Origin of the sequence: Streptomyces sp. SID486 (genome assembly GCF_009865385.1) — a bacterium.
GTDB lineage: Bacteria > Actinomycetota > Actinomycetes > Streptomycetales > Streptomycetaceae > Streptomyces.
Window position 1 is genome coordinate 23,721 of the sequence record NZ_WWJT01000764.1, and the last position, 23,204, is coordinate 46,924.

Genomic DNA, 23,204 nt, shown 5'->3' on the forward strand with positions numbered 1-23,204 from the left:
GTGCAAAAGGAGTTGAGCGTACTCCTGTCGCGAGGGCGATTTCAGGTGCTTGCCGAATATGTCACGGCGATGATCCGGTCGGACTAAGCTCGCCCGCGGCGCACCGGGTTGAGGTAATTCGTGCGCCTGTTCCCAAACGTGAAGTAGATCCCGACAGTTCATGAACCTTCCCCCCGCAAGCTCTCCCGACACCCAGCCGATCCATCCCAGAAGGCATCCATGGTGAGTGTTCAGAAGCCTCCCGGCGGCCGTGAACGTCCCTATGCGCGCGTGCTGTTGCCGCCGGCCATAGTGATGGCCGGCGCGGCCGGGGCCGCCGTCGTCCTCGTACCGACCTCGGCCCGGCTCGCCGTCGGCGTGTGCGGAGCGCTGGCCGTGCTGCTGGTCCTCGGCACGGCCGGGGAGGCCGCACGCCGCGGCCGTCGGCTCCGCGAGGCGCAGGCCGACCACGCCCGTCACGCCGCGCATCTGGAACAGCGGATCGCCGCGCACAACGAGCTGATGGAGCGCTTCGCCGCCGACGTCCTGCCCCTGGGCTTCCTCCGGCTGCGCCGCGGCGAGCCGCTCCGGGACACCGTGCGCTACATCTTCGACGAGGATCCCGAACTGCGCGGCCTGCCCGAGGGGTACCGCGAACTGGTGCGCATCGCCCTGCGCGGCGCCGACCACGAGATCTCCATGCGCGACGCCTCCGAGCGCTCCTTCGTGAGCATCGCCCGCCGCGTCCAGGCCATCGTCCACCAACAGGCCAAGGAACTGCGCGAGATGGAGGAGGACCACGGGCGCAACCCGGAGGTCTTCGACGACCTGCTGCGCATCGACCACGGCACCTCGCTGATCGGCCGGCTCGCCGACACCATCTCCGTCCTCGGCGGCGGCCGTCCCGGCCGTCAGTGGCCCCTGCCCGTCTCCCTCTACAGCGTGCTGCGCGGCGCGATGTCCCGCATCCTGGAGTACCGCCGCATCGACCTCAGCTCCATCGTCAACATCAACATCAAGGGCACCGCGGTCGAGCCGGTCATCCACGCCGCCGCCGAGCTCCTCGACAACGCCACCCGCTACTCGCCGCCCTCGACCCAGGTGCACGTCACCGCGGCGGAGGTGCAGGCCGGCATCGCCATCGAGATCGAGGACGCCGGGGTCAGCCTCAGCGAGGAGTCCCGCGCCCGCATCGAGCAGATGATCGAGGACGCCAAGAACGGGGACGACGCGCAGAACCTCGGTGAGAACCCGCGTCTCGGCCTCGCCGTCGTCGGCCGGCTCTGCAAGCAGTTCGACATGGAGGTCTCGCTGCGCGCCTCCGCCTACGGCGGCGTCCGCGCGATCCTCATCGTGCCGCGCGTCATGACGACCACCGAGCCCGGCGTCGGCGCCGCGCACGGCATCGGCGCCACCGGCATCCCGAAGCCCGAACTCGGCGCCGTCGAAGGCCCCAAGCGCCCCCCGAAGAAGCGGCGCCCCACCAGCCCCAAGATCCCCGCCGGGATCTCCCTGGAGGACGACGTCCCGGAAGTCACCGAGTGGACCGCGGGCGGGCTGCCGCAGCGCCGCAGCCGGGTGAAGACCCCGCTCAGCCAGCGGATCGCGGAACAGGCCGCCATCGAGCGCGCGGAGCGCGAGGGCAGGCCCACCATCTGGTCCCAGTCCAGGGCCGAACCGGAACCCGAGCCCGAGATCGACCCCGAGCGCAAGAAGCTCCTGGACCGGCCCCCGGGGATGTGGATGGAGGCGTTCTGGGACGGCCTGCGCAAGGGCATGCCCGAGGACGCCACCTCCTCCGAGCTGACCGACTTCACGCTCCACCCCACCAAGTACCTGCATCTGATCGACGATTCGGCCGACCACGCCGACGGCGTCACCGAGGCCGACGACGAGAGGGACCTCAAGTGATCCAGCAGCGAGCGAACCTGGACTGGATGCTCAAGCAGCTGAACGACGGTGTACCCGGCATCGAGATGATCGTGGTCCTCTCCTCCGACGGACTGCGCATCGCCCGCTACGGCGGCGACCCCGACGCCGCCGACCGGGTGGCCGCCGCCTGCGCGGGCGTGCAGAGCCTGGCCGGCGCCATCATCCAGGAGATCCCCGGCGCCGGTGAGATGAAGGTCGTCGTCATCGAGATCGAGGGCGGTTACTTCTACCTGATGAACGCAGGCGCCAACGCCTACCTCGCCGTACTCGCCGACGTGACCTGCGAGCCGGGCCGGATGAGCGGCATGATGCGGGACCTCGTCGTCCGGATCGGCGCCCACCTCACCAGTCCGCCGCGGCGGGACGGGCAGACCGTATGACACCTCCACGACGCAAACGGCGCCGGCCGCAGCCGGTGGCACCCGCGCCCCCGCTGCCCCCGGAACCGGCACGGGGCCCGGAGAAACCCGGGAACCCCGAACGGCTCTACACGATCGCGGGATCCGCCGACGGCGCCCGCGCGGAACTCGACCTGGTGACGTTGATCGTGGCGCGCTCCGCGCCGCCGCCGTCGGCCTCGCCGGAGGAAGGGGCCGTGCTCCGGCTCTGCGACGCCCCGCTGTCCCTGGCCGAGCTGTCCGCGTATCTGCAGCTGCCGTTCAGCGCGATGACCGTGGTGATCACCAAGCTGATCACGGCTCATCTGGTGCAGGCACGCGCCCCGATCGTCCGCCAGGCGGTTCCCGACCGATCACTCCTCGAAGCGGTGATGCATGGACTTCAACGGCTCTGACACGATCCCCGGCCCGCGCACCGAGGACCATCTGCCGCACACGGCCCAGGCGGCGGTGAAGATCGTGATCGTGGGCGGCTTCGGTGTCGGCAAGACCACCATGGTCGGCTCCGTCAGCGAGATCAGGCCGCTGACCACCGAGGAGACCATGACCCAGGCCGGCATCGGCGTGGACGACAACTACGGCTCCGACTCCAAGACCGCCACCACCGTGGCCATGGACTTCGGCCGCATCAGCATCACCGACAAACTGGTGCTCTACCTCTTCGGCACCCCCGGCCAGGAGCGCTTCTGGTTCCTGTGGAACGGCCTGTTCGAAGGCGCGCTCGGCGCGGTCGTCCTGGTCGACACCCGGCGCCTCGAAGTCAGCTTCGACGTCATGGGCCGGCTGGAGGAGCGCGGCGTGCCCTTCGTCGTGGCCGTCAACACCTTTCCGGACGCGCCCCGTTACCCGACCGAGGAACTGCGCACCGCGCTCGACCTGGCCCCGGAGATCCCGATCATCGACTGCGACGTGCGCCGCCGGGCCTCCAGCAAGGACGTGCTGATGACCCTCATGCGCTTCCTGCACTCGCTCGCCATGTCCGGTGCTCTCACCTGACCTGCGACCTGCCGTCGACCGACCCCCACCCCATCCGTTCCGGAGCGACACCGTGACGTCTGAATCCCCCTCACCGACCGGCACAGCCCCCACGTCCGGCCCGCCGCCGGGCTGCCCCGCGCACGGCCTCGGCCCCGGGGCGGTGCACCGGCTCTACGGCCCCGAGGCCGAGGACCTCGGCGGCCTCTACGACCGGCTGCGCGAGCAGCACGGCACCGTGGCCCCCGTCCTGCTGCACGACGACGTACCGATGTGGGTGGTGCTCGGGCACGCCGAGAACCTCCAGCTGGTGCGCAGCCCCTCGCAGTACACCCGGGACAGCCGGATCTGGACCCCGCTGAGGGAGGGCATGGTCAAGCCCGACCACCCCCTCATGCCGCACATCGCCTGGCAGCCCATCTGCTCCCACGCCGAGGGCGACGAACACCAGCGGCTGCGCGCGGCGGTCACCGCGGCCATGGCCACCATCGACCACCGCAGTGTCCGCCGCCACATCGGCCGCTACACCCAGGGGCTGGTGAACAGCTTCTGCGAGCGGGGCCGGGCCGAGCTGGTCTCCCAGTTCGCCGAGCACCTGCCGATGGCCGTGATGTGCGAGATCCTCGGCATGCCCGAGGAGTACAACGACCGGATGGTGCAGGCCGCGCGGGACGCCCTGAAGGGCACCGAGACGGCCATCCAGAGCCACACCTACGTCATGGACGCGCTGAGCCGGCTCACCACCCGCCGCCGCGCCCGGCCCGAGGACGACTTCACCAGTCACCTCGTCAGCCACCCGGCGGGCCTGAGCGACGACGAGGTCCGCGAACACCTGCGGCTCGTCCTCTTCGCGGCCTACGAGGCCACCGCGAACCTCCTGGCCAACGCGCTGCGCATGGTCCTCACCGAGCCGGGCTTCCGGGCCCAGCTCAACGGCGGCCAGATGACCGTGCCGGAGGCGATCGAGCAGTCCCTGTGGGACGAGCCGCCGTTCAGCACAGTCTTCGGGTACTTCGCCAAGCAGGACACGGAGCTGGGCGGCCGCCGCATCCGCAAGGGCGACGGACTGCTCTTCGCGCCCGCCCCGGGCAACCTGGACCCGCGGGTGCGGCCCGACCTGGCCGCGAGCATGCAGGGCAACCGCTCCCACCTCGCCTTCGGCGGCGGGCCGCACGAGTGCCCCGGCCAGGACATCGGGCGCGCCATCGCCGACGTCGGCGTCGACGCGCTGCTGACCCGGCTGTCCGACATCCAGCTGGACTGCGCCGAGGAGGACCTGCGCTGGCGGTCCTCCATCGCCTCCCGGCACCTGGTGGCCCTGCCGGTGCGCTTCGAACCCAAGCCGCAGCAGGACGTCGAACTGCCGCCGCGCGCCATGCCCGTCCCGCCGCAGCGCTCCACCTGGCAGGTCGGCACGCTGAGCAGCGACCCGGCCCCGGCCGAGGAGCCCCGGCCGTCGGCCGTGCCGCCGGCCTTCGCCCCGGACACCGCCCCGCCGCCCGCGTCCCCGGCCCGGCCCCGCGGCCTGTGGCGACAGCTGCTGCGCTGGTGGCGCGGCGAGTGACGCGGGGCCCGTCACCGGGGCGCCGGCGCCGGGCCCGGTAGAGCCGGCCGAGCCCGGTGACCGGCCGGGCCCGGTGACCGGCCGGGCCCGGTAGAGCCGGCCGGGGCTGGTCCGGCGGCTCAGGACGGCCGGGAAGGTCAGGACGGCCAGGAAGGTCAGGGCCGGGGAGGTCAGGGCCGGGGAGGTCAGGGCCGGGAAGGTCAGGGCCGGGAAGGTCAGGACGGCCAGGCGGCTCAGGACGGCCAGGCGGTGAGCCGGCGCCCGCTGGTGAACGTGTGATCCGTGCCGGTGACCGGGTCGGTGAACCCCAGCCGCCGGGCGAGCAGTTGCAGCGGGCGCCGGAAGTCGCCGGCCGGCACCGGGGCGGTCACCTCGGGGTACAGGGGATCGCCGAGGATCGGCACCCCCAGCGAGGCCAGGTGCACCCGGAGCTGGTGGGTCTGGCCGGTCACCGGCAGGAGCCGGTACCGGCCCAGCCCGGCCCGGTGCTCGGCCAGTTCGACACGGGTCTCGGCGTTCGGCTCGCCCGCGACCTCGCGTGCGGCCTGCACCCCGCGCTCCTTCACGATCCTGCTGCGCACGGTCCGCGGCAGGACGAGCGCGGGGTCGTAGGGCGCGACCGCCTCGTACTCCTTGCGCACCTGCCGGTCACGGAACAGCGTCTGGTAGGCGCCGCGCTCCTCGGGCCGGACCGTGAACAGCACCAGCCCGGCGGTGAGCCGGTCCAGACGGTGGGCCGCCGTCAGCGTGGGCACGCCCAGCTCGCGCCGTAGCCGGGCCAGCGCGGTCTCGGCGATGTGCGAGCCCCGCGGCGTCGTGGCCAGGAAGTGCGGCTTGTCGGCCACCACGATGTGCTCGTCCCGGTACACGACCTCCACCGGGTACGGCACGGGCACCTCGGCGGGCAGGTCGCGGTGGAACCAGACGGACATGCCCGCCCGGTAGGGGGCGTCCGGCGCCACGGGCCGCCCGTCGGCCCCGACCACCAGTCCGTCGGCGAACATCGACTCGACCATGCCGGGACCGGCCCCGGTGAGCCGTGCCACCAGGTGCTCGCGCACGGTGGCCCACGCCCCGTCCGCGGGCAGCCTCACCCGTACGGGGTCCACCCCGTGGCGTTGCGGGAGCGGGGCGGGCGGGGGCGGCGTACGGCGTCTCATCGGGGTCAAGGGTACGGCGGCACGGTGCCGGCGGTGCCGTGCCGGGAAGGGGCGGGCGGCCCGGTCTGGCGTGCCGGGAAGGGGCGGGCGGCCCGGCCAGCCCCGGTGGGAGGCGGGTCACGCCGCATCCCGGCCGGGCGGTCGTGGGGGAGCCCACGCCCTCGACCGAGGCGCAGGCGAGGAGGGGGCGGGCCGGCTCAGGCGGCGGCTGCCGCCGGGTCGTTCTCCTGCTCGGCCTCGATCCGGGCGTTCCACTCCCGCTTGGACGCCTGCCATCCGTCCTCGTTGTGGCCGAGGCGCCAGTAGCCGGAGATCGACAGGTCCTCGCGCGGGACCTGCAGCTCCACCCGCAGCAGCCTGCGCAGCTCCTTCACGAAGCCCGCCTCGCCGTGCACGAAGGCGTGCATCCGGCCCTTGGGGAACTCCAGCTCGCGCACCGCCTCCACCAGCGCCTCGCCGACCGGACGGTCCCCGCGGTGCAGCCAGACGACCCGTACCTCGGTGTCGATCTTCTGCTCCTCCTCGGGGCCGGACACCTCGACGAAGGCGTGGGCGCGCGCTCCGGCGGGCAGCGTCTCCAGGGCGCGGGCGATGGCGGGCAGCGCGCTCTCGTCACCGGCGAGCAGGTGCCAGTCGGCCGCCGCGTCGGGCGCGTACGCACCGCCGGGGCCCATGAAGCGGACGGTATCGCCGGGCTGCGCCCGCAGGGCCCAGGGGCCGGCCAGGCCCTCGTCGCCGTGGACCACGAAGTCGAGGGTCAGTTCGCGCAGTTCGGGATCCCAGTCGCGCACGGTGTACGTGCGGGTCACCGGCCACTGCTCGCGCGGGAACTCGGCGCGGATCCGCTCCAGGTCGAAGGGCTCCGGGTAGGTGACACCGGCGGCGCCGAACAGCAGCTTCACATAGTGGTCGGTACAGGTGTCCGCGGCGAATCCGGCGAGACCCTCACCACCGAGCACCACGCGCTGCATGTGCGGGGTCAGCCGTTCGGTGCGCACCACCTGGGCGGTATGGGGCTTGCGCGGCTTTCGTCCCGGACGCTCTGCCATCACGGCCTCCTGCGGAGTTGGTTAGGTTTACCTAAGTTAGCACCCCGATCCGATGTGAGACCTCCTCCCAGGAGTCTTCCCGGGAGCGTTTTGCCGGAACATTCCGTACCGGTCGCCGCCCGGGTCAGCCCGTCAGCGTGGTCAGCAGCCGCTCCAGGGAGCCGCCGAGCCCCCAGCGGCGCGCCAGCTCCCGCAGGGCCGCCGGGTCGCGCGGGGCGTGCGGCAGGGTGGTGTCGACGTCCGGCAGGGGCACGTCTCCGGCCACCCGCACCACCTTCGGCGCGACCGCGACGTACGGCCGGGCCTCGGTGAGCCGCTTGCGCTGCGACGGCGTGAGCCGGGCCCGCGGATCGTCGACCGCCGCCATGATCCCGGCCAGGTCACCGAACTCGGCGAGCAGCTTCGCGGCCGTCTTCTCGCCGATGCCGGCCACGCCCGGCAGGCCGTCGCTCGGGTCGCCGCGCAGCAGCGCCAGATCCGCGTACCCCCGCCCGTCGACGCCATACTTCTCGCGCAGCACCGCCTCGTCGGTCAGCTGCAGCGTGCCCACGCCCTTGAGCGGGTAGAGCACCCGGATCCCCCGCTCGTCGTCCACCAGCTGGTACAGGTCGCGGTCGCCGGTGACGATGTCGACCGGCCCCGCCGCCCGCCCGGTGAACGTGCCGATCACGTCGTCCGCCTCGTACCCCGCGACGCCGACGCGGGCGATCCCGATCGCGTCCAGCACCTCCTCGATGACCGGCACCTGCGGGGCGAGGGTGTCCGGCACCTCCTCCTCGTCCGGACCGCCCTGGCGCTCCTCGGCGACCCGGTGGGCCTTGTAGGTGGGGATGAGATCCACCCGCCACTGCGGGCGCCAGTCGGCGTCCATGCAGGCCACCAGCCGGTCCGGCCGGTGGTCCGTGACCAGCCGGTCGATGAAGTCCAGCAGGCCGCGGACCGCGTTGACGGGCGTGCCGTCCGGCGCCTTCACGGAGTCCGGGACGCCGAAGTAGGCGCGGAAGTACAGCGAGGCGGTGTCGAGGAGCATCAGTCGTCCGGTCACGCACGCATCATGCCGCACGGCACCGACAGCGGCCCTCCGCCCCGGAACGCGTTGCGTGCTGCGCACTGCCGTGAGCCCGGCCACTTACGGGTTTGCCTCCGCTTGACCTGGGGAGGCGCGGCCTCTGTCCTGTCACCGGAGGAGAGGTACGCGTGTCACCCAGGCTTGAGGCAGAGCACCTGTTCAAGGTGTTCGGAAGAAGACCGGACGACGCAGTGGCCCGGCTGCGCGAAGGCACCGACCGGGCCGAACTGCGCGCCGACGGCACGACCGCGGCCGTGATCGACGCCTCGTTCCGCGTCGAGGCGGGCGAGATCTTCGTCGTGATGGGGCTGTCGGGCTCCGGCAAGTCCACCCTGCTGCGCATGCTCAACGGGCTGCTGGAGCCGACCGCGGGGCGCGTGCGCTTCGACGGCCAGGACCTGACCTCCCTCTCCGGCAAGGCGCTGCGCGAGCTGCGCTCGAAGAAGATCAGCATGGTCTTCCAGCACTTCGCGCTGTTCCCGCACCGCAGTGTCCGCGACAACGCCGCCTACGGCCTGGAAGTGCAGGGCGTGCCCCGCGCCGAGCGCGAACGCCGCGCCGACGAGGCGCTCGCCCTGTGCGGCCTGGCCGGCTGGGAGAAGTCCTGGCCCGACGAGCTGTCCGGCGGCATGCAGCAGCGCGTCGGCCTCGCCCGCGCGCTCGCCACCGACGCGGACCTGCTGCTGATGGACGAGTCCTTCAGCGCCCTGGACCCGCTGATCCGCCGCGACATGCAGGACCAGCTGCTGGAACTCCAGAAGACCCTGAAGAAGACCATCGTCTTCATCACCCACGACCTGAACGAGGCCATGCGGCTCGGTGACCGCATCGCCGTCATGCGCGACGGGCGCATCGTCCAGACCGGCACGGCGCAGGACATCCTGCTGCGTCCGGAGGGCGACTACGTCGCCTCCTTCGTCCAGGACGTCGACCGCTCCCGCGTGCTGACCGCCGCCGCCGTGATGGACACCGACCTGCGCGGCGACGAGGCCGACTGCGGTTGCGAGACCGCGGCGCCCGGTACGCCGTTCACCGAGCTGTGCGCCATCAGCGCCCGGCTGTCCCATCCGGTGGCCGTCCTCGACGAGGGCCGGACCCTCGTCGGTGTGGTGCCCCGGCAGCGCCTGGTCGGCTTCCTCGGCGACGAGCCGGGCGGACCGGCGGCGTGCGACGGCAGCGGGGACAAGAAGGTGATCGGCCGTGCCTAGGATCCATCTCGGCGACTGGGTCGACTCCGGTGTCGACTGGCTCGTCAACCACCTGTCCTGGCTCTTCGACGCCGTCAAGGCGGTCATGGAGGGCATGTACGACGGCATCGACTCCGTGCTGGCCGCCCCCCAGCCGCTCCTGATGGCGGGCATTCTCGCCGTCGTCGCCTGGTGGCTGCGCGGCCTGCTCGCCGGTGTCCTCGCCTTCGCCGGCTTCGCCCTCGTGGACTCGCTCGACCTGTGGGACCAGGCGATGTCCACGCTCGCCCTGGTCCTGGTGGCGACCGTGATCGCCCTGGTGATCGGGATCCCGCTGGGCATCTGGGCGGCCCGCTCCCAGGCGGTCAGCGCGGCCGTACGGCCGGTGCTGGACCTGCTCCAGACCATGCCGTCGATGGTCCTGCTGATCCCCGCCATGCTCTTCTTCGGCCTCGGCACCGCCCCCGGTGTCGTCGCCACCCTGATCTTCGCGCTGGCCCCGGGCGTCCGCATGACCGAACTGGGCATCCGCCAGGTCGACGCGGAACTGGTCGAGGCCGCCGAGGCGTTCGGCACGACCCCCCGCGACATCCTCTGGCGCGTCCAGCTGCCGCTCGCCCTGCCCACCATCATGGCCGGCGTCAACCAGGTGATCATGCTGGGCCTGTCCATGGTCGTCATCGCCGGCATGGTCGGCACCGGTGGCCTCGGCGGCGCGGTGAACCAGGCCATCGGCCAGGTCGACATCGGCTTCGGCTTCGAGGCGGGCGTCGGCATCGTCGTCCTCGCCATCTACCTGGACCGCGTCACCGGCGCCCTCGGCACCCACCTCTCCCCGCAGGGGCGCAGGGCCGCGGCGAAGGAGCGCACGCGCGCGTGGTCGTACCGCCCGCGCCCGGTCGTCGCCCTGGCCGGGGTCGTCGTCCTCGCCCTCGTCGCGGGCGGGATCGGGATCTTCGGCCCCTCCGCCGGCCCCTCCGAGGCGTCCGGCGCGAACGTCGGCAAGGGCAAGGAGATCAAGCTCGGCTACATCCCCTGGGACGAGGGCGTCGCCTCCACGTTCCTGTGGAAGGAACTGCTGGAGCAGCGCGGCTTCAAGGTGACCACGACCCAGTACGCGGCCGGCCCCCTCTACACCGGCCTGGCCACCGGCCAGCTCGACTTCGAGACCGACTCCTGGCTGCCCACCACCCATGCGGAGTACTGGGCGAAGTACGGCAAGCAGCTGGAGGACCTCGGCAAGTGGTACGGCCCCACCTCGCTGGAGCTGACCGTGCCGTCGTATGTCAAGGACGTGAACTCCCTGGCCGACCTCAGGGACCACGCCTCGGAGTTCGGCGGGAAGATCATCGGCATCGAGCCCAGCGCCGGCATGATGGGCCTGCTGAAGGACAAGGTGCTCAAGGAGTACGGCCTGGAGGGCGCGTACGACGTGGTCGACGGCTCCACGCCGGCCATGCTCGCCGAGCTGAAGCGCGCCTACGGCCGCAAGCAGCCCGTCGTCGTGACCCTGTGGTCGCCGCACTGGGCGTACAGCGACTACGGCCTGAAGAAGCTCAAGGACCCCGAGGGTGCCTGGGGCGAGGGCGACGGTGTGCACACCCTCGCCCGCAAGGGTTTCGCCGCCGACAACCCGCAGGTCGGGCAGTGGCTGAAGGACTTCTCCATGACCGAGGAGCAGCTGACGAGCCTGGAGGCGCAGATCCAGAAGTCCGGCAAGGGGGACGAGCAGGGCGCCGTCCGCACCTGGCTGCGACAGCACCCGGGTCTGGCCGACAAGTGGGCGCCCGTCGCCGAGGACGCCGCCCGGAGCCAGGCGGCCGGGTGACCTGACCGGCCCGGACCGCCTCCCGAGGGGCGGGCGCCGCCGGACGCCCCACGCGTCCGGCGCCGCCCGCCCCTCGGGGTGTCCGCGCCTACGGAACAGATCAGGCCAATCACCCTGGGTGAGCGGTGAGGGCGCGCGCAGGGTCCCCGGGCCCGGCTGGTCGGCAGGTTCATCCTGCCGGGGGACCCGGGCAGGGACCTGTCCCCGCCCCGGGACACTGGCGAGAACAGTGAGGGTGGGGGATCAAGGAGATGCCGGGGATGTGACAGGCACGTGAAACGGTTTGCCGAACATGCGTAGGGTGCAGAGAAGTCATCGGAAGAGGGATGCCCCGAGAGGGGCACCCGGACAGCGGCACGACGAGCGAAGGAGGGAGCCGGAGCGATGGGCGACCACAAAGACCAGCAGCCCGTGCGGGTGGGCGCGGCCGTCCGGCGGCGCCGCCGTGCGCTGGAACTGACCCTCGCCGTCGTGGCCGAGCGCAGCGGCCTCTCCGTGCCCTTCCTCAGCCAGGTCGAGAACGACCGGGCCCGCCCGAGCCGTACCTCCCTGGAGAAGCTGGCCGACGCCCTGCGCACCACGGCCGTCGAGCTGCTCGCCGCCGCCGACCCGGCCGCCAGCGTGGACGTCGTCCGCGCCGAACCCGTCGCCGAGGGCGACTTCGCACCACGCACCCGCTCCCTGGTCCGCGGCCACCACCAGTTGCACGCCTCGGAGTTCACCGGCGACCACGACGCCGGACGCGAGTTCCAGCACCGCAACGACGAGCTGATGTACGTCGCCGACGGCGCGGTGGAGATAGAGGCCGAGGGGCGTGCCTACCGCCTCGGCCGCGGCGACACCCTGTACCTGACGGGCGGGGTCCGGCACCGCTGGCGGGCCACGGTGCCCGACACCCGGGTCATCGTGGTGGCGGTCGCCGAGCACATCGAGGCCGTCCAGGACAGGTCCCGCTAGATGCGCGACGGTTCTGGCCACCGGCCGGCCGGGGGTGCGGCGGGGCCGGCCGCGCGGCTTCCCGAGCCCGTGCGGCACACTCCGGCTCCCGGGGTGGCGTAGTGCGGGTGGTCTCCCTGGTGCCCTCGCTGACCGAGGCCGTCGCGGTGTCGCTGCCCGGGGTGCTCGTCGGTGTCACCGACTGGTGCACCCGGCCGGAAGGGCTGGACGCCGTCCGGATCGGCGGTACGAAGAACCCGGCGGTGGACCGGATCCTCTCCCTGGCCCCCGACCTGGTGATCGCCAACGAGGAGGAGAACCGCCCCGCCGATCTCGACGCGCTGCGCGCGGCCGGCCTCGATGTGCTGGTCACCGAGGTGCGGACCGTCCCGCAGGCCGTCGCCGAACTAGAACGGGTGCTCGTCGCCTGCGGCGCGCCGGGCCGCCCGCGCTGGCTGGAGGAGGCCGAGGCGGCATGGACGGCCCTGCCCTCGCCCTCGCCGGGGACCGGTACGGCGGCCGGGACCGGTACGGCGGCGGGGGCCTGTGTGACGGCGGGGGCCGGTACAGCGGTGGGGGCCGGTTCGGCGGCGGGGGGCCGTGTGACGGCGGGGGGCCGAACGACGGCGGTCGTGCCCGTCTGGCGCCGCCCCTGGATGGTCCTGGGCCGGGACACCTTCGCGGGCGACGTACTGGCCCGCCTCGGTGTGGACCACCTCTACGCCCGCCACCCCGAGCGCTACCCCCGGGTCCCCCTGGCGGAACTGCGCGCGGCGGCCCCCGACCTGGTGGTCCTGCCCGACGAGCCCTACCGCTTCACCGCGGACGACGGACCGGAAGCCTTTCCCGGCCTGCCCTGCGCCCTGGTCAGCGGACGGCACCTGACCTGGTACGGCCCGTCCCTGGCCGAGGCGCCGAAGGTGCTGGCCGAGGCCCTGCGGGCAGCTCACCGCTGAGCAGAGCGCGCACGGTGCCGCGGGCCGCCGCGACCCAGGCCGCCACCAGGACGCCGTACAGGCCGAGCGCCAGCGCGTCGTACACGGCGAGGCCGGTGTGCCGGGCGAGGGAGGCCGCGCCGGTGACACAGGTGCCCACCGGGAAGGTGAACGCCCACCAGGTCAGCGAGAACCCCATGCCCTGCCGCCGGGCCCGCACGACGTGCGCGGTGGCCAGCGCCAGCCAGAGCAGTGCGAAACCCATGACGGGCACGCCGTACAGGACCGCGAGGACCCGGAGGCCGCCGTCGTAGGGCGCCGGTACGACGCCGGGGGCGACGTCCGCGATCTTGCCGACGGCGGTGACGGACTGCCCGAGCGGGCCGAGGACCAGGAAAAGGGTCGGGGTGAGCGCGAGCGGCAGCGGCCCGGAGGTGATCAGCCGGGCGAAGACCAGCGGCAGCATCAGCAGCGTGGCCAGCAGGCTCAGCCCGAACATCGCGAAGCAGGCCAGCAGCAGGGTCTCCCGGGGCTGGCCCGGTGGCAGGTGCGGCACCAGCAGCGGGCCGAGCGCGGCCGACACCATCGGCGCGACCACGGGCAGCAGCCACACCGGGGTGGCCTGACCGGGTTCGACGCGGTGCCGTACGGCCATCAGGTACGGCACGGCGACGGCGGCACCGAGTCCGACCGCCGTGCCGGCGCCGAACAGCACGGCGTCCAGGGCCACCGCCGTGCGCGTGCCGAGCAGGTCCCGGCCGGCGGTCAGGGCGCCGCCGCCCACCGCCAGCAGGGCCATCGCGAGGCAGCCGTAGAAGGGGGCCACGGCCGGATCCGCCAGGTGGGCGCGGACCTGGTCGCGGTGGCGGGCCCAGTGCACGGCCCGGGCGGTCAGCAGGACCAGCAGCATGAGCAGGGACAGCGCCCAGACGGCCGAGAGGAGGCCGCGCAGCCCGTGCGCCGCCGGCAGCGCGACACCGGCCGAGGCGACGACGGCCGTACCCATGACGGAGGCGTACCAGTTCGGTCCGAGGTGGCGGAGCCGGGCGGCGGGGAGCAGGGGTACGGGCTGGGCTGCGGTGACCATGTCTCCACGGTCGCGGTACCGGTCGTCCCCGACCAGGAGGTTCCTTCCTATGAGGGCATAAGCTGGTCTTATGAGCGAGGTGGAAGGGCGGCGGGAGAGCAGTCGGTCGCTGGCGCACCGGGTGCCGGATCTCGCCGGGCTGGAGCTGCTGCTCGCGGTCGCGCGGCTGGGCAGTCTCGGCGCGGCGGCACGCGAGGTCGGCATCACCCAGCCGGCCGCCAGCAGCCGGCTGCGCTCCATGGAACGGCAGCTGGGCGTGGCGCTCGTCGACCGCTCGCCGCGCGGCTCCCGGCTCACCGACGCCGGTGCCCTGGTCACGGACTGGGCCCGGCGGGTGGTGGAGGCGGCGGCGGCCTTCGACGCGGGGGCGCGGGCACTGCGCGACCGGCGGGACTCGCGGCTCCGGGTCGCGGCGAGCATGACGATCGCCGAGTACCTGCTGCCCGGCTGGCTGCTCGCCCTGCACGCCGAGCGCCCGGACACGGCCGTCTCGCTGCTCGCGGGCAACTCGGCGAAGGTCGCGGAGCTGCTGCTGGCCGGGGAGGCGGACCTCGGCTTCGTGGAGGGCCTGACCGTGCCCACGGGGCTGGACTCCGCTGTCATCGCCCGCGACCGGCTGATCGTCGTCACCGCGCCGGGCCACCCGTGGGCCCGTCGCCGGCGCCCCCTGACGGCGGCGGAGCTCGCGGCGACCCCGCTCATCCTGCGCGAGCGCGGCTCCGGCACGCGGCAGGTCCTGGACGCCGCGCTCGGCGGCCTGGCCCGGCCGCTGATGGAGCTGTCCTCGACGACGGCGGTGAAGGCGTCCGCGGTGAGCGGCGCGGGCCCCTCGGTCCTCAGCGAACTGGCGGTGGGGGAGGAGCTGGCGATGCGGCGCCTGGTCGGCATCCCGGTGGACGGCGTGTCGCTGCGCCGCGACCTGCGAGCGGTCTGGCCCACGGGCCACCGCCCGACGGGCCCCGCGAGAGACCTGCTGTCCCTGACCCGCGGCTGACGCCCCTGCGAGAGGCGTGCTGTCCCTGGCCCGCGGTTGGCGCCTCCCGCGAGAGGCTTGCTGTCCCTGGCCCGCGGTTGTCGCCCCCTGCGAGAGGCGTGCTGTTCCTGGCCCGAGGTTGTCGCCCCCTGCGAGAGGCGTGCTGTTCCTGGCCCGCGGTTGTCGCCCCCCGCGAGAGACCTGCTGTCCCCGCCCGACCCGCGGCTGACGCCCCCACCGCCGGGGTGAAAATCCGTGGCTCGTCTGCGCCCCCGCCCGGCACCATGCTGGTCATGACCACCGTCACCGCACCGCCCGCCACGGGCGTCCGTGCACCCTGGGAAGACCTGCCGGTCCGCGTCCGTGACGCCGTCGGTGAGGTGCTCGGGGCGCCGGTCGTGCGGGCGGTCACCCAGCACGGCGGGTTCTCTCCCGGCGTGGCCGCCCGCGTACGCACCGCCGGCGGCCGCACCGGCTTCGTCAAGGCGGTGAGTGCCGAGGCCAACCCGCGCAGCCCCGGCCTGCACCGCGCGGAGGCGCGGATCGCCGCCGCCCTGCCGGACACCCTGCCCGCGCCCCGGCTCCTCGGGTCGTACGACGACGGCACCTGGGTGGCCCTGGTCTTCGAGGAGGTCGCGGGACGCCAGCCGCACGTGCCCTGGCGGCCCGCGGAACTGCGCCGGGTGCTCGACGCCGTCACCGCCCTCGCCCGCACCGGCACCCCGTGCCCGCTCGACGTCCCGCCCGTCGCCGAGGAGCTGGCCGACGCCTTCCGCGGATGGCGGCGCCTGCGCGACGGCGAGGTCGCGGACGTGCGGGGCCGGGTCGACCGGTGGGCCGTCGCCCACCTGCCCGGACTCGCCGCGCTGGAGGCCCGCTGGGCCGAGGGCGCCTCCGGGGACACCCTGGCCCACGCCGACCTGCGCGCGGACAACGTGCTGCTCACCGCCGACGGAGGCGTCGGCTTCGTGGACTGGCCGCACGCCCTGCGTGCCGCGCCCTGGTTCGACCTGCTGGTACTGCTGCCGTGCGTCCGGGCCCAGGGCGGACCGGACCCGCAGGAGGTGTTCGCCGCGCACCCCCTGGGCCGGGCCGCGGACCCGGACGCCGTCACCGCGGCGCTCGCCGCCCTCGCCGGCTACTTCCTGCGCGGCTCACTGGAGCCCGCGCCACCGGGCCTGCCCACCCTGCGCCCCTTCCAGCGCGCCCAGGCCGACGTGGCCCTCACCTGGCTCAGGAGGCGGCTGTGACCAGCGCCCGCATCACCCGCAGGTCCTCGCCCATCTCCGGGTGCCACTGCACCCCCAGCACCCAGCCCCGCTCCGGCGCCAGTTCGAGCGCCTCCACCGTGCCGTCCGCCGCGTAGGCCGAGGGGACCAGTCCCGTGCCGAGCCGCTCCACCGCCTGGTGGTGGTACGTGGGCACCGACAGCTCCTCCGGGACGATCTCGCCGTACAGGGTGCCCGGCACCGGCTTCACCGGGTGCCCGCCGAACACGCCGACCGTCTCCGCGTGCCCGTCCAGGTGCTGGACGAGGGTGCCGCCGAGGGCGACGTTCAGCAGCTGCATGCCCCGGCAGACGCCGAGCAGGGGCACGCCCGCCGTCAGTGCCGCCTCGATCAGCGCCAGCTCCCAGGCGTCCCGTTCCGGTGCCGGCGGCCCGGTGCGCGGGGAGCGCTCGGCGCCGTACCGGGCCGGGTCGACGTCCGGGCCCCCGGCGATGACCAGCCCGTCGAGCCGGGCCACCGCCTCGGCGGCGCGCTCCGGGGCGTCCGGCGGCAGCAGGAACGCCAGTCCGCCGGCCCGCTGCACCAGCCGCGGATAGCCGGCCGGCAGCAGCACCGCCGGCAGCTCCCACACGCCCCAGCGCGCGCCGGTCTCCAGATACGTGCTCACGCCGATCAGCGGCCGTACGGTCATGCTGCCCTCCCTGGCTCCACAGGTGCTCGCTTCACGGTGCTCTCCTTCCGGGGCCGCTTCAAGACGGCCCCGGCAAAGGTCCGCCGTCAAACCTTTGCAGATCCGGCTCAGGCCAGGAAGCCCCGCAGCAGGGCCGCCGTGCCCGCGCAGTGCTCGCGCATCATCTCGCGGGCCCCGTCCGCGTCCCCGTCCAGCACGGCCTCCACCAGTGCGGCATGCTGGCGCTGGGAGTGCTCCAGGTTGCGCACCAGCAGCGGGATGCAGTCCAGCAGGTCGTTGACCGTCGCCCGGACCGCCGCGTACTGCGCGGTCAGCGAGGGGGAGCCGCACAGCTCGGCCAGGGTCAGGTGCAGCAGCGTGTCGGCCCGCCGGTAGTCCGCCAGCGGCGCCTCGTGGGTGCGGTCCAGTGCCTCCCGCAGCCGCCCCGCCTGCTCCCCGGTGAGCCCGTGCGCCGCGCACAGGCCGGCCGCGCCCACCTCCAGCACCTCGCGGAAGCGCAGGACGTCCTCGATGTCGACCGCGGTGATCCGGCGCCGCAGTTCGTCCTCGCCGCCCGCGTCCGGGCGCGGCAGCACGAACGTTCCGCCGTACCGCCCGCGCCGCGCCTCCACGAGCCCCTGGTCCTGGAGCACCTTCAGCACCTCGCGCAGCGTCACCCGGCTGATCCCGAGCCGCTCCGCCAGCTCCCGCTCGGCCGGCAGCCGCCCACCGCCCGGCACCAGTCCCAGCCGGACGACCTGCAGGATCTGCTCCAGCGCCTCCTCGAAGCCGTTGCCCGCCCGCACCGGCCGCAGCACCGGAGTGAGCCGGTCTGCCCCCGTCTGCTCGTGCAGCCCTTCCGGACCCGCGTCCTGCGACATGCGCCGTACCCCCTTCCCAAGCAATGGTTCTCCGCAATACCTTATGGCTCCCGGCCCGGCCGAAAAAGCGTGAAGGCGCCGAAGGAGGCTCCCCCCGTGGCAGACCGCACACCCCCGCTCAGCGTCGAGGAACTGCATGCCCTCGTCGCGAGCGGTGAGATCGACACTGTCGTATTGGCCTTCCCCGACATGCAAGGGCGGCTGCAGGGCAAGCGGTTCGCCGCCCGGTTCTTCCTCGACGAGGTCCTGCACCACGGCACCGAGGGCTGCAACTACCTCCTCGCCGTGGACACCGAGATGAACACCGTGGACGGCTACGCGATGTCGTCCTGGGAGCGCGGCTACGGCGACTTCGCCATGCGCCCCGACCTCGCCACCCTGCGCCGCGTGCCCTGGCACCCCGGCACCGCGCTGCTCGTCGCCGACCTCGCCTGGAACGACGACTCCCCGGTGACCGCCGCGCCCCGCCAGATCCTGCGCCGCCAGCTGGAGCGGCTCGCCGCACTCGGCTACACCGCCCAGGTGGGCACCGAGCTGGAGTTCATCGTCTTCAAGGACAGCTACGAGCGGGCCTGGGACGCGAACTACCGGGGCCTGACACCCGCCAACCAGTACAACATCGACTACTCCATCCTCGGCACCGGCCGCATCGAGCCCCTGCTGCGCCGGCTGCGCAACGACATGGCGGGCGCCGGCCTCACCGTCGAGTCCGCCAAGGGCGAGTGCAACCCCGGCCAGCACGAGATCGCCTTCCGCTACGACGAGGCCCTCGTCACCTGCGACCAGCACGCCCTCTACAAGACCGGCGCCAAGGAGATCGCCGCACAGGAGGGCGTCTCGATCACCTTCATGGCCAAGTACAACGAGCGCGAGGGCAACTCCTGCCACATCCACCTCTCGCTCGCCGACGCCGACGGCGGCAACGCCATGGCCGACGGCGACGGGATGTCCGAGGTGATGCGGCACTTCCTCGCCGGTCAGCTCGCCGCCCTGCGCGACTTCTCCCTCCTCTACGCCCCCAACATCAACTCCTACAAGCGGTTCCAGCCCGGCTCCTTCGCCCCCACCGCCGTCGCCTGGGGCCACGACAACCGCACCTGCGCCCTCCGCGTGGTCGGACACGGCCGCTCCCTGCGCTTCGAGAACCGCCTCCCCGGCGGCGACGTCAACCCCTACCTCGCCGTAGCCGGCCTGGTCGCGGCCGGTCTCCACGGCGTCGAGCACAAACTCGAACTGCCCGACCCCTGCGCCGGCAACGCCTACACCGCCGGCTTCGCGCACGTCCCGACCACCCTGCGCGAAGCCGCCGAACTCTGGGAGCACAGCCCGATCGCCAAGGCCGCCTTCGGTGACGAGGTCGTCGCGCACTACCGCAACATGGCGCGCGTCGAACTGGAGGCATTCGACGCCGCGGTCACCGACTGGGAGCTGCGCCGCTCCTTCGAACGCCTGTGAACGACGCCCTGAAAGCCCGGGGCGGACACGCAGCCTGCACGACGCCCCTGAAAGCCGGGGATGTCCGCGCAGCCTGTGCACGACGCCCCTGGAAGCCGGGGATGCCCGCGCAGCCTGTGCACGACGCCCCTGGAAGCCCGGGGCGTCCGCGCAGCCTGTGAACACCCGTGCAGACGCCCCCGCCCACGTCCGCGAAGACGTCCCGTGAAAGGTCACCCCTTGACTGACCCGCACGAACTGCGCGTACTCAACCCGGCCACGGAAGAGGTCGTCGCCACCGTCCCCGCCGCCGGCGCCGAGGACGTGGACGCGGCCGTCGCCCGCGCCGCGCGCGCCCAGACCGGCTGGGCCGCCCTCGCCCCCGCCGACCGGGCCCGGCTGCTCCGCCGTTACGCGGACGTGGTCGACGGCCACACCGAGGAACTCGCCCAGCTGGAGGTCCGCGAGGCCGGCCACACCGTCGGCAACGCCCGCTGGGAGGCGTCCAACGCCCGCGACCTGCTTCTCTACGCCGCCGGTGGCGCCGAACGCGTGCTCGGCCGGCAGATCCCGGCACCCGGCGGCTGGAACGTCACCTTCCAGGAACCCCTCGGCGTGATCGGCGTGATCGCCCCCTGGAACTTCCCGATGCCCATCGCCGCCTGGGGCTCATTCCCCGCGCTCGCCGCGGGCAACGCGGTCGTCCTCAAGCCCGCCGAGACCACCCCGCTCACCGCGCTCCGCCTCGCCGAACTCGCCCTGGAGGCGGGCCTGCCCGAGCACCTCTTCCAGGTGCTGCCCGGCTACGGCGCCACCGCGGGACGCGCCCTGGTGGACCACCCCGACGTGGCCAAGATCGTCTTCACCGGCTCCACGCGCACCGGCCGCGAGGTGATGGAGCGCTGTGCCCGCCTGGTCAAACCGGTCACCCTCGAACTCGGCGGCAAGAGCCCCAACATCGTCTTCGCCGACGCCGACCTCACCGCCGCCCTCGACCCCTCCTCCTTCCTGGACAACGCCGGCCAGGACTGCTGCGCCCGTACCCGCGTCCTGGTCCAGGAGACGGTGTTCGACGAGGCCCGGGACCTCCTGGCGGACGCGCTGGCCGCCGTCGTCGTGGGCGACCCCGCCGACGAGAAGACCGGGATGGGCCCGCTGATCTCCCGGCAGCAGCTGGAGCGCGTACGGTCCTTCGTGCCCGCGGACGCCCCCGCCCTGCGCGGCAGCGCCCCCGACGGGCCCGGCTTCTGGTTCCCGCCGACCGTCCTCACCGGGGAACGGGCGGACAGCCCGGCCGCCACCGAGGAGATCTTCGGCCCGGTCGCCGTCCTCCTGCCCTTCACCGACGAGCGGGACGCCGTCCGCCTCGCCAACGCCACCCCCTACGGCCTCTCCGGCTCCGTCTGGACCCGGGACGTGGGCCGCGCCCTGCGCGTCTCGCAGGCCGTCCGGGCGGGCAACCTGTCCGTCAACTCCCACTCCAGCGTGCGCTACTGGACCCCGTTCGGCGGCTTCAAGCAGTCCGGCCTCGGCCGCGAACTCGGCCCCGACGCCCTGACCGCCTTCACCGAAACCAAGAACGTCTTCATCAGCACGGAGGGCTCCGTACAGTGACCGAAGAAACCGTCTGCCGCCGCCTGGCCGGCCGCACCGCCGTCGTCACCGGAGCCGGCAGCGGCATCGGACTCGCCACCGTCCGCCGGCTCGCCTCCGAGGGCGCCCACGTCGTCTGCGCCGACGTCGACGAAGCCCGCGGCAAGGCCGCCGCCGACGAGGTGGGCGGGCTGTTCGTCAAGGCCGACGTCACCGACCCCGAGCAGGTCGAGGCGCTGTTCGAGACGGCGTACGACACCTACGGCAGCGTCGACATCGCCTTCAACAACGCCGGCATCTCCCCGCCCGACGACGACTCCATCCTGGAGACCGGCCTGGAGGCGTGGAAGCGCGTCCAGGAGGTCAACCTCACCTCCGTGTACCTGTGCTGCAAGGCCGCCATCCCCTACATGCGCCGCCAGGGCAAGGGTTCCATCATCAACACCGCTTCCTTCGTGGCACGGATGGGCGCGGCCACCTCGCAGATCTCCTACACGGCCTCCAAGGGCGGCGTCCTCGCCATGTCCCGTGAACTGGGCGTGCAGTTCGCCCGCGAGGGCATCCGGGTCAACGCGCTGTGCCCCGGCCCGGTGAACACCCCCCTGCTGCAGGAGCTGTTCGCGAAGGACCCCGAGCGGGCCGCGCGCCGCCTGGTGCACATCCCGGTCGGCCGGTTCGCCGAGGCCGAGGAGATCGCCGCCGCCGTCGCCTTCCTGGCCAGCGACGACTCCTCCTTCGTCAACGCCACCGACTTCCTGGTGGACGGCGGGATCGCCGGCGCCTACGTCACTCCCCAGTAGGGCGCTTCACAGGTACGTCCGCCCCTCGCCCCGGTAGGTCGGCACGGTGGCCGTCACCGTGTCGCCCTCGACCAGGTGCAGCACGTCGAACCGCTCGCACAGCTCGCCCGCCTTGGCGTGCCGGAACCACACCCTGTCGCCGATGAGCAGGTCGTCGGCGGGCGAGCCGAGCAGCGGGGTCTGCACCTCCCCGGGGCCCTCCTGCGGGTCGTACCGCAGGCCCTCGGGCAGCCAGGGCACCGGCAGCCGGTCGGGTCCGGCTGCCCCGGAGGCCGGGTAACCGCCGCCGAGCACGGTGACGACACCCACCCCCGGCCGGCGGACCACCGGCTGGGCGAAGAGGGCGGCCGGGCGGCCGGTGAAGGAGGTGTAGTTGTCGAACAGACGCGGCACGTACAGCCCCGAACCGGCCGCGACCTCGGTGACCGCGTCCTCGGCGGCGGTGTGCTGGACGCTGCCGGTGCCGCCGCCGTTCACGAACTCCAGGTCCGGGACGACGGCCCGCACCGCCCGGACGGCGGCGGCCCGCCGCTCCGCCAGCTCCCGGCGGGCGGCGGTCTGCATCAGCCGGATCGCCCGGGAGCGCAGGGGCCGTCCGGAGACCGCGTCGCCGACCCCGGCCACATGCCCCTCGTACGCCATGACGCCGACCAGCCGGAACCCCGGCCGGCGCGCCACCGACCGCGCGAGGTCGGCCAGTTGGGCAGGCGAGCGCAGCGGCGAGCGCCGCGCGCCCACCCGGACCCGGCCCCCCAGCAACTGCAACGAGGTGTCCAGCTCCAGGCAGACGCGCACCACTTCCCGCCCGCCGTCGCGGGCGGCGTCGACGAGGTCGAGCTGCGCCGGGTCGTCCACCATCACGGTGACGGCCCCGGCGAGCTTGGGATCGGCGGCCAGCTCCGCGAACCCGGAACGGTCGGCCGACGGATAGGCCAGCAGGACGTCGTCGAACCCGGACCGCGCGAGCCACAGCGACTCGGCCAGGGTGAAGGACATGACGCCCTGGAAGCCGTCACGGGCCAGGACCCGTTCCAGCAGGGCCCGGCAGCGCACCGACTTGCTGGCCACGCGGACCGGTTTGCCGGCGGAGCGGCGCACCAGGTCGGCCGCGTTGGCGTCGAACGCGTCGAGATCCACGATCGCCAGAGGGGCGTCGAGATGGGCGGTGGCCCGGTCGTAACGGGCCCGGTCGGCGGCAGGCGCAGTCATGGCGGAAGCCTGCCAGACAGGATTACCGCAGGGTAGGGGGATGTTCCGGGCAGATGCCCCGGGCGCACGGACCGGTTCCGTTCCGGCCCCCCAGAAGCCGTAGAGTGACGCGCACGCACGGCGGAACGCGCCCGGCGCCTCTGGTGAACCGGGATGCCCGTCCAGCCGTACGGGTATGCGTGCCCGGGGACGCTTCAGCGGCCGGGCACGGTCGAGCAGCAGGACGCCCCGCGTGCGGGGAACGGCCCGGGTACGAGGAAACGGGGGGTGCATGGGCACGGAAGCGCGACACGCCCCCGTCCCGCCCCACCCGCCG

Annotated in this window: 21 protein-coding genes; 14 read left to right on the plus strand and 7 right to left on the minus strand. The window is 73.4% G+C overall.

Annotation, left to right across the window (positions count from 1 at the left end; genetic code table 11):
- The first annotated feature begins 219 nt into the window (after nt 1-219).
- The 5 genes from GT045_RS35520 to GT045_RS35540 are packed head-to-tail and all read left to right on the plus strand — an operon-like array spanning nt 220 to nt 4,848.
- On the plus strand, nt 220-1,890 hold the full coding sequence (locus GT045_RS35520) for an ATP-binding protein (RefSeq protein WP_237539137.1): 1,671 nt from the start codon (nt 220-222) through the stop codon (nt 1,888-1,890).
- A complete protein-coding gene (locus GT045_RS35525) occupies nt 1,887-2,291 on the plus strand; it encodes a roadblock/LC7 domain-containing protein (RefSeq protein WP_161288293.1) in 405 nt (134 codons plus the stop codon). Before GT045_RS35520 ends, GT045_RS35525 begins: the two co-directional genes overlap by 4 nt.
- Nucleotides 2,288-2,704 (plus strand): DUF742 domain-containing protein, encoded by a 417-nt coding sequence (locus GT045_RS35530; RefSeq protein ID WP_161336731.1) that lies wholly within the window; start codon nt 2,288-2,290, stop codon nt 2,702-2,704. The genes GT045_RS35525 and GT045_RS35530 overlap by 4 nt, the downstream gene beginning before the upstream one ends.
- Nucleotides 2,685-3,305 (plus strand): ATP/GTP-binding protein, encoded by a 621-nt coding sequence (locus GT045_RS35535; protein WP_161288289.1) that lies wholly within the window; start codon nt 2,685-2,687, stop codon nt 3,303-3,305. Before GT045_RS35530 ends, GT045_RS35535 begins: the two co-directional genes overlap by 20 nt.
- 52 nt (nt 3,306-3,357) lie before the next feature.
- A complete protein-coding gene (locus GT045_RS35540; RefSeq protein WP_161336732.1) occupies nt 3,358-4,848 on the plus strand; it encodes a cytochrome P450 in 1,491 nt (496 codons plus the stop codon).
- Between the two features lie 233 nt (nt 4,849-5,081).
- On the opposite strand, the gene GT045_RS35545 is transcribed toward GT045_RS35540, so the two are convergent.
- The 3 genes from GT045_RS35545 to GT045_RS35555 form a co-directional block, all read right to left on the minus strand.
- Nucleotides 5,082-6,008: a pseudouridine synthase gene (locus tag GT045_RS35545; protein WP_161336733.1), complete on the minus strand. Its 927-nt coding sequence runs from the start codon at nt 6,006-6,008 to the stop codon at nt 5,082-5,084.
- Between the two features lie 197 nt (nt 6,009-6,205).
- Nucleotides 6,206-7,057 carry a siderophore-interacting protein gene (locus GT045_RS35550; RefSeq protein ID WP_161336734.1) on the minus strand — a complete coding sequence of 284 codons (852 nt, stop codon included), beginning with the start codon at nt 7,055-7,057 and terminating at the stop codon, nt 6,206-6,208.
- A gap of 124 nt (nt 7,058-7,181) precedes the next feature.
- Complete coding sequence (locus GT045_RS35555) at nt 7,182-8,102, minus strand: 5'-3' exonuclease (protein WP_161336735.1); 921 nt, start codon at nt 8,100-8,102, stop codon at nt 7,182-7,184.
- Between the two features lie 152 nt (nt 8,103-8,254).
- Here GT045_RS35555 and GT045_RS35560 point away from each other — a divergent pair, with 152 nt between their 5' ends.
- From GT045_RS35560 to GT045_RS35575, 4 genes are all read left to right on the plus strand, one after another.
- Entirely contained in the window at nt 8,255-9,334 is a 1,080-nt protein-coding gene (locus GT045_RS35560) for a glycine betaine/L-proline ABC transporter ATP-binding protein (RefSeq protein ID WP_161336736.1), read from the plus strand.
- Nucleotides 9,327-11,141 (plus strand): ABC transporter permease/substrate binding protein, encoded by a 1,815-nt coding sequence (locus tag GT045_RS35565; RefSeq protein ID WP_161336737.1) that lies wholly within the window; start codon nt 9,327-9,329, stop codon nt 11,139-11,141. The genes GT045_RS35560 and GT045_RS35565 overlap by 8 nt, the downstream gene beginning before the upstream one ends.
- 384 nt (nt 11,142-11,525) lie before the next feature.
- Nucleotides 11,526-12,098: an XRE family transcriptional regulator gene (locus GT045_RS35570; protein ID WP_161294883.1), complete on the plus strand. Its 573-nt coding sequence runs from the start codon at nt 11,526-11,528 to the stop codon at nt 12,096-12,098.
- A 101-nt stretch (nt 12,099-12,199) separates the two neighbouring features.
- On the plus strand, nt 12,200-13,033 hold the full coding sequence (locus GT045_RS35575; protein ID WP_161336738.1) for a helical backbone metal receptor: 834 nt from the start codon (nt 12,200-12,202) through the stop codon (nt 13,031-13,033).
- Here GT045_RS35575 and GT045_RS35580 read toward each other — a convergent pair.
- Nucleotides 12,945-14,099, minus strand: a complete 1,155-nt coding sequence (locus tag GT045_RS35580) for a TDT family transporter (protein ID WP_161294879.1) — start codon at nt 14,097-14,099, stop codon at nt 12,945-12,947. The two genes, GT045_RS35575 and GT045_RS35580, sit on opposite strands and share 89 nt — an antisense overlap.
- A 70-nt stretch (nt 14,100-14,169) precedes the next feature.
- On the opposite strand from GT045_RS35580, the gene GT045_RS35585 reads away from it, so the two are divergent.
- Both GT045_RS35585 and GT045_RS35590 read left to right on the plus strand, forming a co-directional pair.
- Nucleotides 14,170-15,093 (plus strand): LysR family transcriptional regulator, encoded by a 924-nt coding sequence (locus tag GT045_RS35585; RefSeq protein ID WP_161294877.1) that lies wholly within the window; start codon nt 14,170-14,172, stop codon nt 15,091-15,093.
- 272 nt (nt 15,094-15,365) lie between these two features.
- Nucleotides 15,366-16,322 (plus strand): phosphotransferase, encoded by a 957-nt coding sequence (locus tag GT045_RS35590; protein WP_161336739.1) that lies wholly within the window; start codon nt 15,366-15,368, stop codon nt 16,320-16,322.
- Here the strand turns inward: GT045_RS35590 and GT045_RS35595 are convergent.
- Together GT045_RS35595 and GT045_RS35600 are read right to left on the minus strand one after the other, a co-directional pair.
- Nucleotides 16,306-16,992 (minus strand): gamma-glutamyl-gamma-aminobutyrate hydrolase family protein, encoded by a 687-nt coding sequence (locus tag GT045_RS35595; protein WP_161336740.1) that lies wholly within the window; start codon nt 16,990-16,992, stop codon nt 16,306-16,308. The genes GT045_RS35590 and GT045_RS35595 overlap by 17 nt on opposite strands.
- Nucleotides 16,993-17,099: 107 nt before the next feature.
- Nucleotides 17,100-17,852: an FCD domain-containing protein gene (locus GT045_RS35600; protein WP_161286921.1), complete on the minus strand. Its 753-nt coding sequence runs from the start codon at nt 17,850-17,852 to the stop codon at nt 17,100-17,102.
- Between the two features lie 96 nt (nt 17,853-17,948).
- Between GT045_RS35600 and GT045_RS35605 the strand changes: the two genes are divergently transcribed.
- The 3 genes from GT045_RS35605 to GT045_RS35615 all read left to right on the plus strand — a co-directional run bounded on the left by GT045_RS35605 (nt 17,949) and on the right by GT045_RS35615 (nt 21,679).
- On the plus strand, nt 17,949-19,307 hold the full coding sequence (locus GT045_RS35605) for a glutamine synthetase family protein (protein WP_161336741.1): 1,359 nt from the start codon (nt 17,949-17,951) through the stop codon (nt 19,305-19,307).
- A gap of 219 nt (nt 19,308-19,526) precedes the next feature.
- Nucleotides 19,527-20,900, plus strand: coding sequence for an aldehyde dehydrogenase family protein (locus tag GT045_RS35610; protein WP_161336742.1), 1,374 nt, complete (start codon nt 19,527-19,529; stop codon nt 20,898-20,900).
- Entirely contained in the window at nt 20,897-21,679 is a 783-nt protein-coding gene (locus GT045_RS35615) for a 3-oxoacyl-ACP reductase (RefSeq protein ID WP_161289993.1), read from the plus strand. The genes GT045_RS35610 and GT045_RS35615 overlap by 4 nt, the downstream gene beginning before the upstream one ends.
- 6 nt (nt 21,680-21,685) lie before the next feature.
- Here GT045_RS35615 and GT045_RS35620 read toward each other — a convergent pair whose 3' ends face one another.
- Complete coding sequence (locus GT045_RS35620; protein WP_161336743.1) at nt 21,686-22,888, minus strand: amino acid deaminase/aldolase; 1,203 nt, start codon at nt 22,886-22,888, stop codon at nt 21,686-21,688.
- Nucleotides 22,889-23,204 lie beyond the last annotated feature (316 nt).

Excerpts from the sequence above, each read along its gene's own strand:
- GT045_RS35620 (WP_161336743.1), bottom strand. The coding sequence starts at position 22,888 with ATGACTGCGCCTGCCGCCGACCGGGCCCGTTACGACCGGGCCACCGCC.
- GT045_RS35530 (WP_161336731.1), top strand. The coding sequence starts at position 2,288 with ATGACACCTCCACGACGCAAACGGCGCCGGCCGCAGCCGGTGGCACCC.
- GT045_RS35520 (WP_237539137.1), top strand. The coding sequence starts at position 220 with ATGGTGAGTGTTCAGAAGCCTCCCGGCGGCCGTGAACGTCCCTATGCG.
- GT045_RS35590 (WP_161336739.1), top strand. The coding sequence starts at position 15,366 with ATGACCACCGTCACCGCACCGCCCGCCACGGGCGTCCGTGCACCCTGG.
- GT045_RS35550 (WP_161336734.1), bottom strand. The coding sequence starts at position 7,057 with ATGGCAGAGCGTCCGGGACGAAAGCCGCGCAAGCCCCATACCGCCCAG.
- GT045_RS35600 (WP_161286921.1), bottom strand. The coding sequence starts at position 17,852 with ATGTCGCAGGACGCGGGTCCGGAAGGGCTGCACGAGCAGACGGGGGCA.
- GT045_RS35580 (WP_161294879.1), bottom strand. The coding sequence starts at position 14,099 with ATGGTCACCGCAGCCCAGCCCGTACCCCTGCTCCCCGCCGCCCGGCTC.
- GT045_RS35545 (WP_161336733.1), bottom strand. The coding sequence starts at position 6,008 with ATGAGACGCCGTACGCCGCCCCCGCCCGCCCCGCTCCCGCAACGCCAC.
- GT045_RS35595 (WP_161336740.1), bottom strand. The coding sequence starts at position 16,992 with ATGACCGTACGGCCGCTGATCGGCGTGAGCACGTATCTGGAGACCGGC.
- GT045_RS35535 (WP_161288289.1), top strand. The coding sequence starts at position 2,685 with ATGGACTTCAACGGCTCTGACACGATCCCCGGCCCGCGCACCGAGGAC.
- GT045_RS35570 (WP_161294883.1), top strand. The coding sequence starts at position 11,526 with ATGGGCGACCACAAAGACCAGCAGCCCGTGCGGGTGGGCGCGGCCGTC.
- GT045_RS35585 (WP_161294877.1), top strand. The coding sequence starts at position 14,170 with ATGAGCGAGGTGGAAGGGCGGCGGGAGAGCAGTCGGTCGCTGGCGCAC.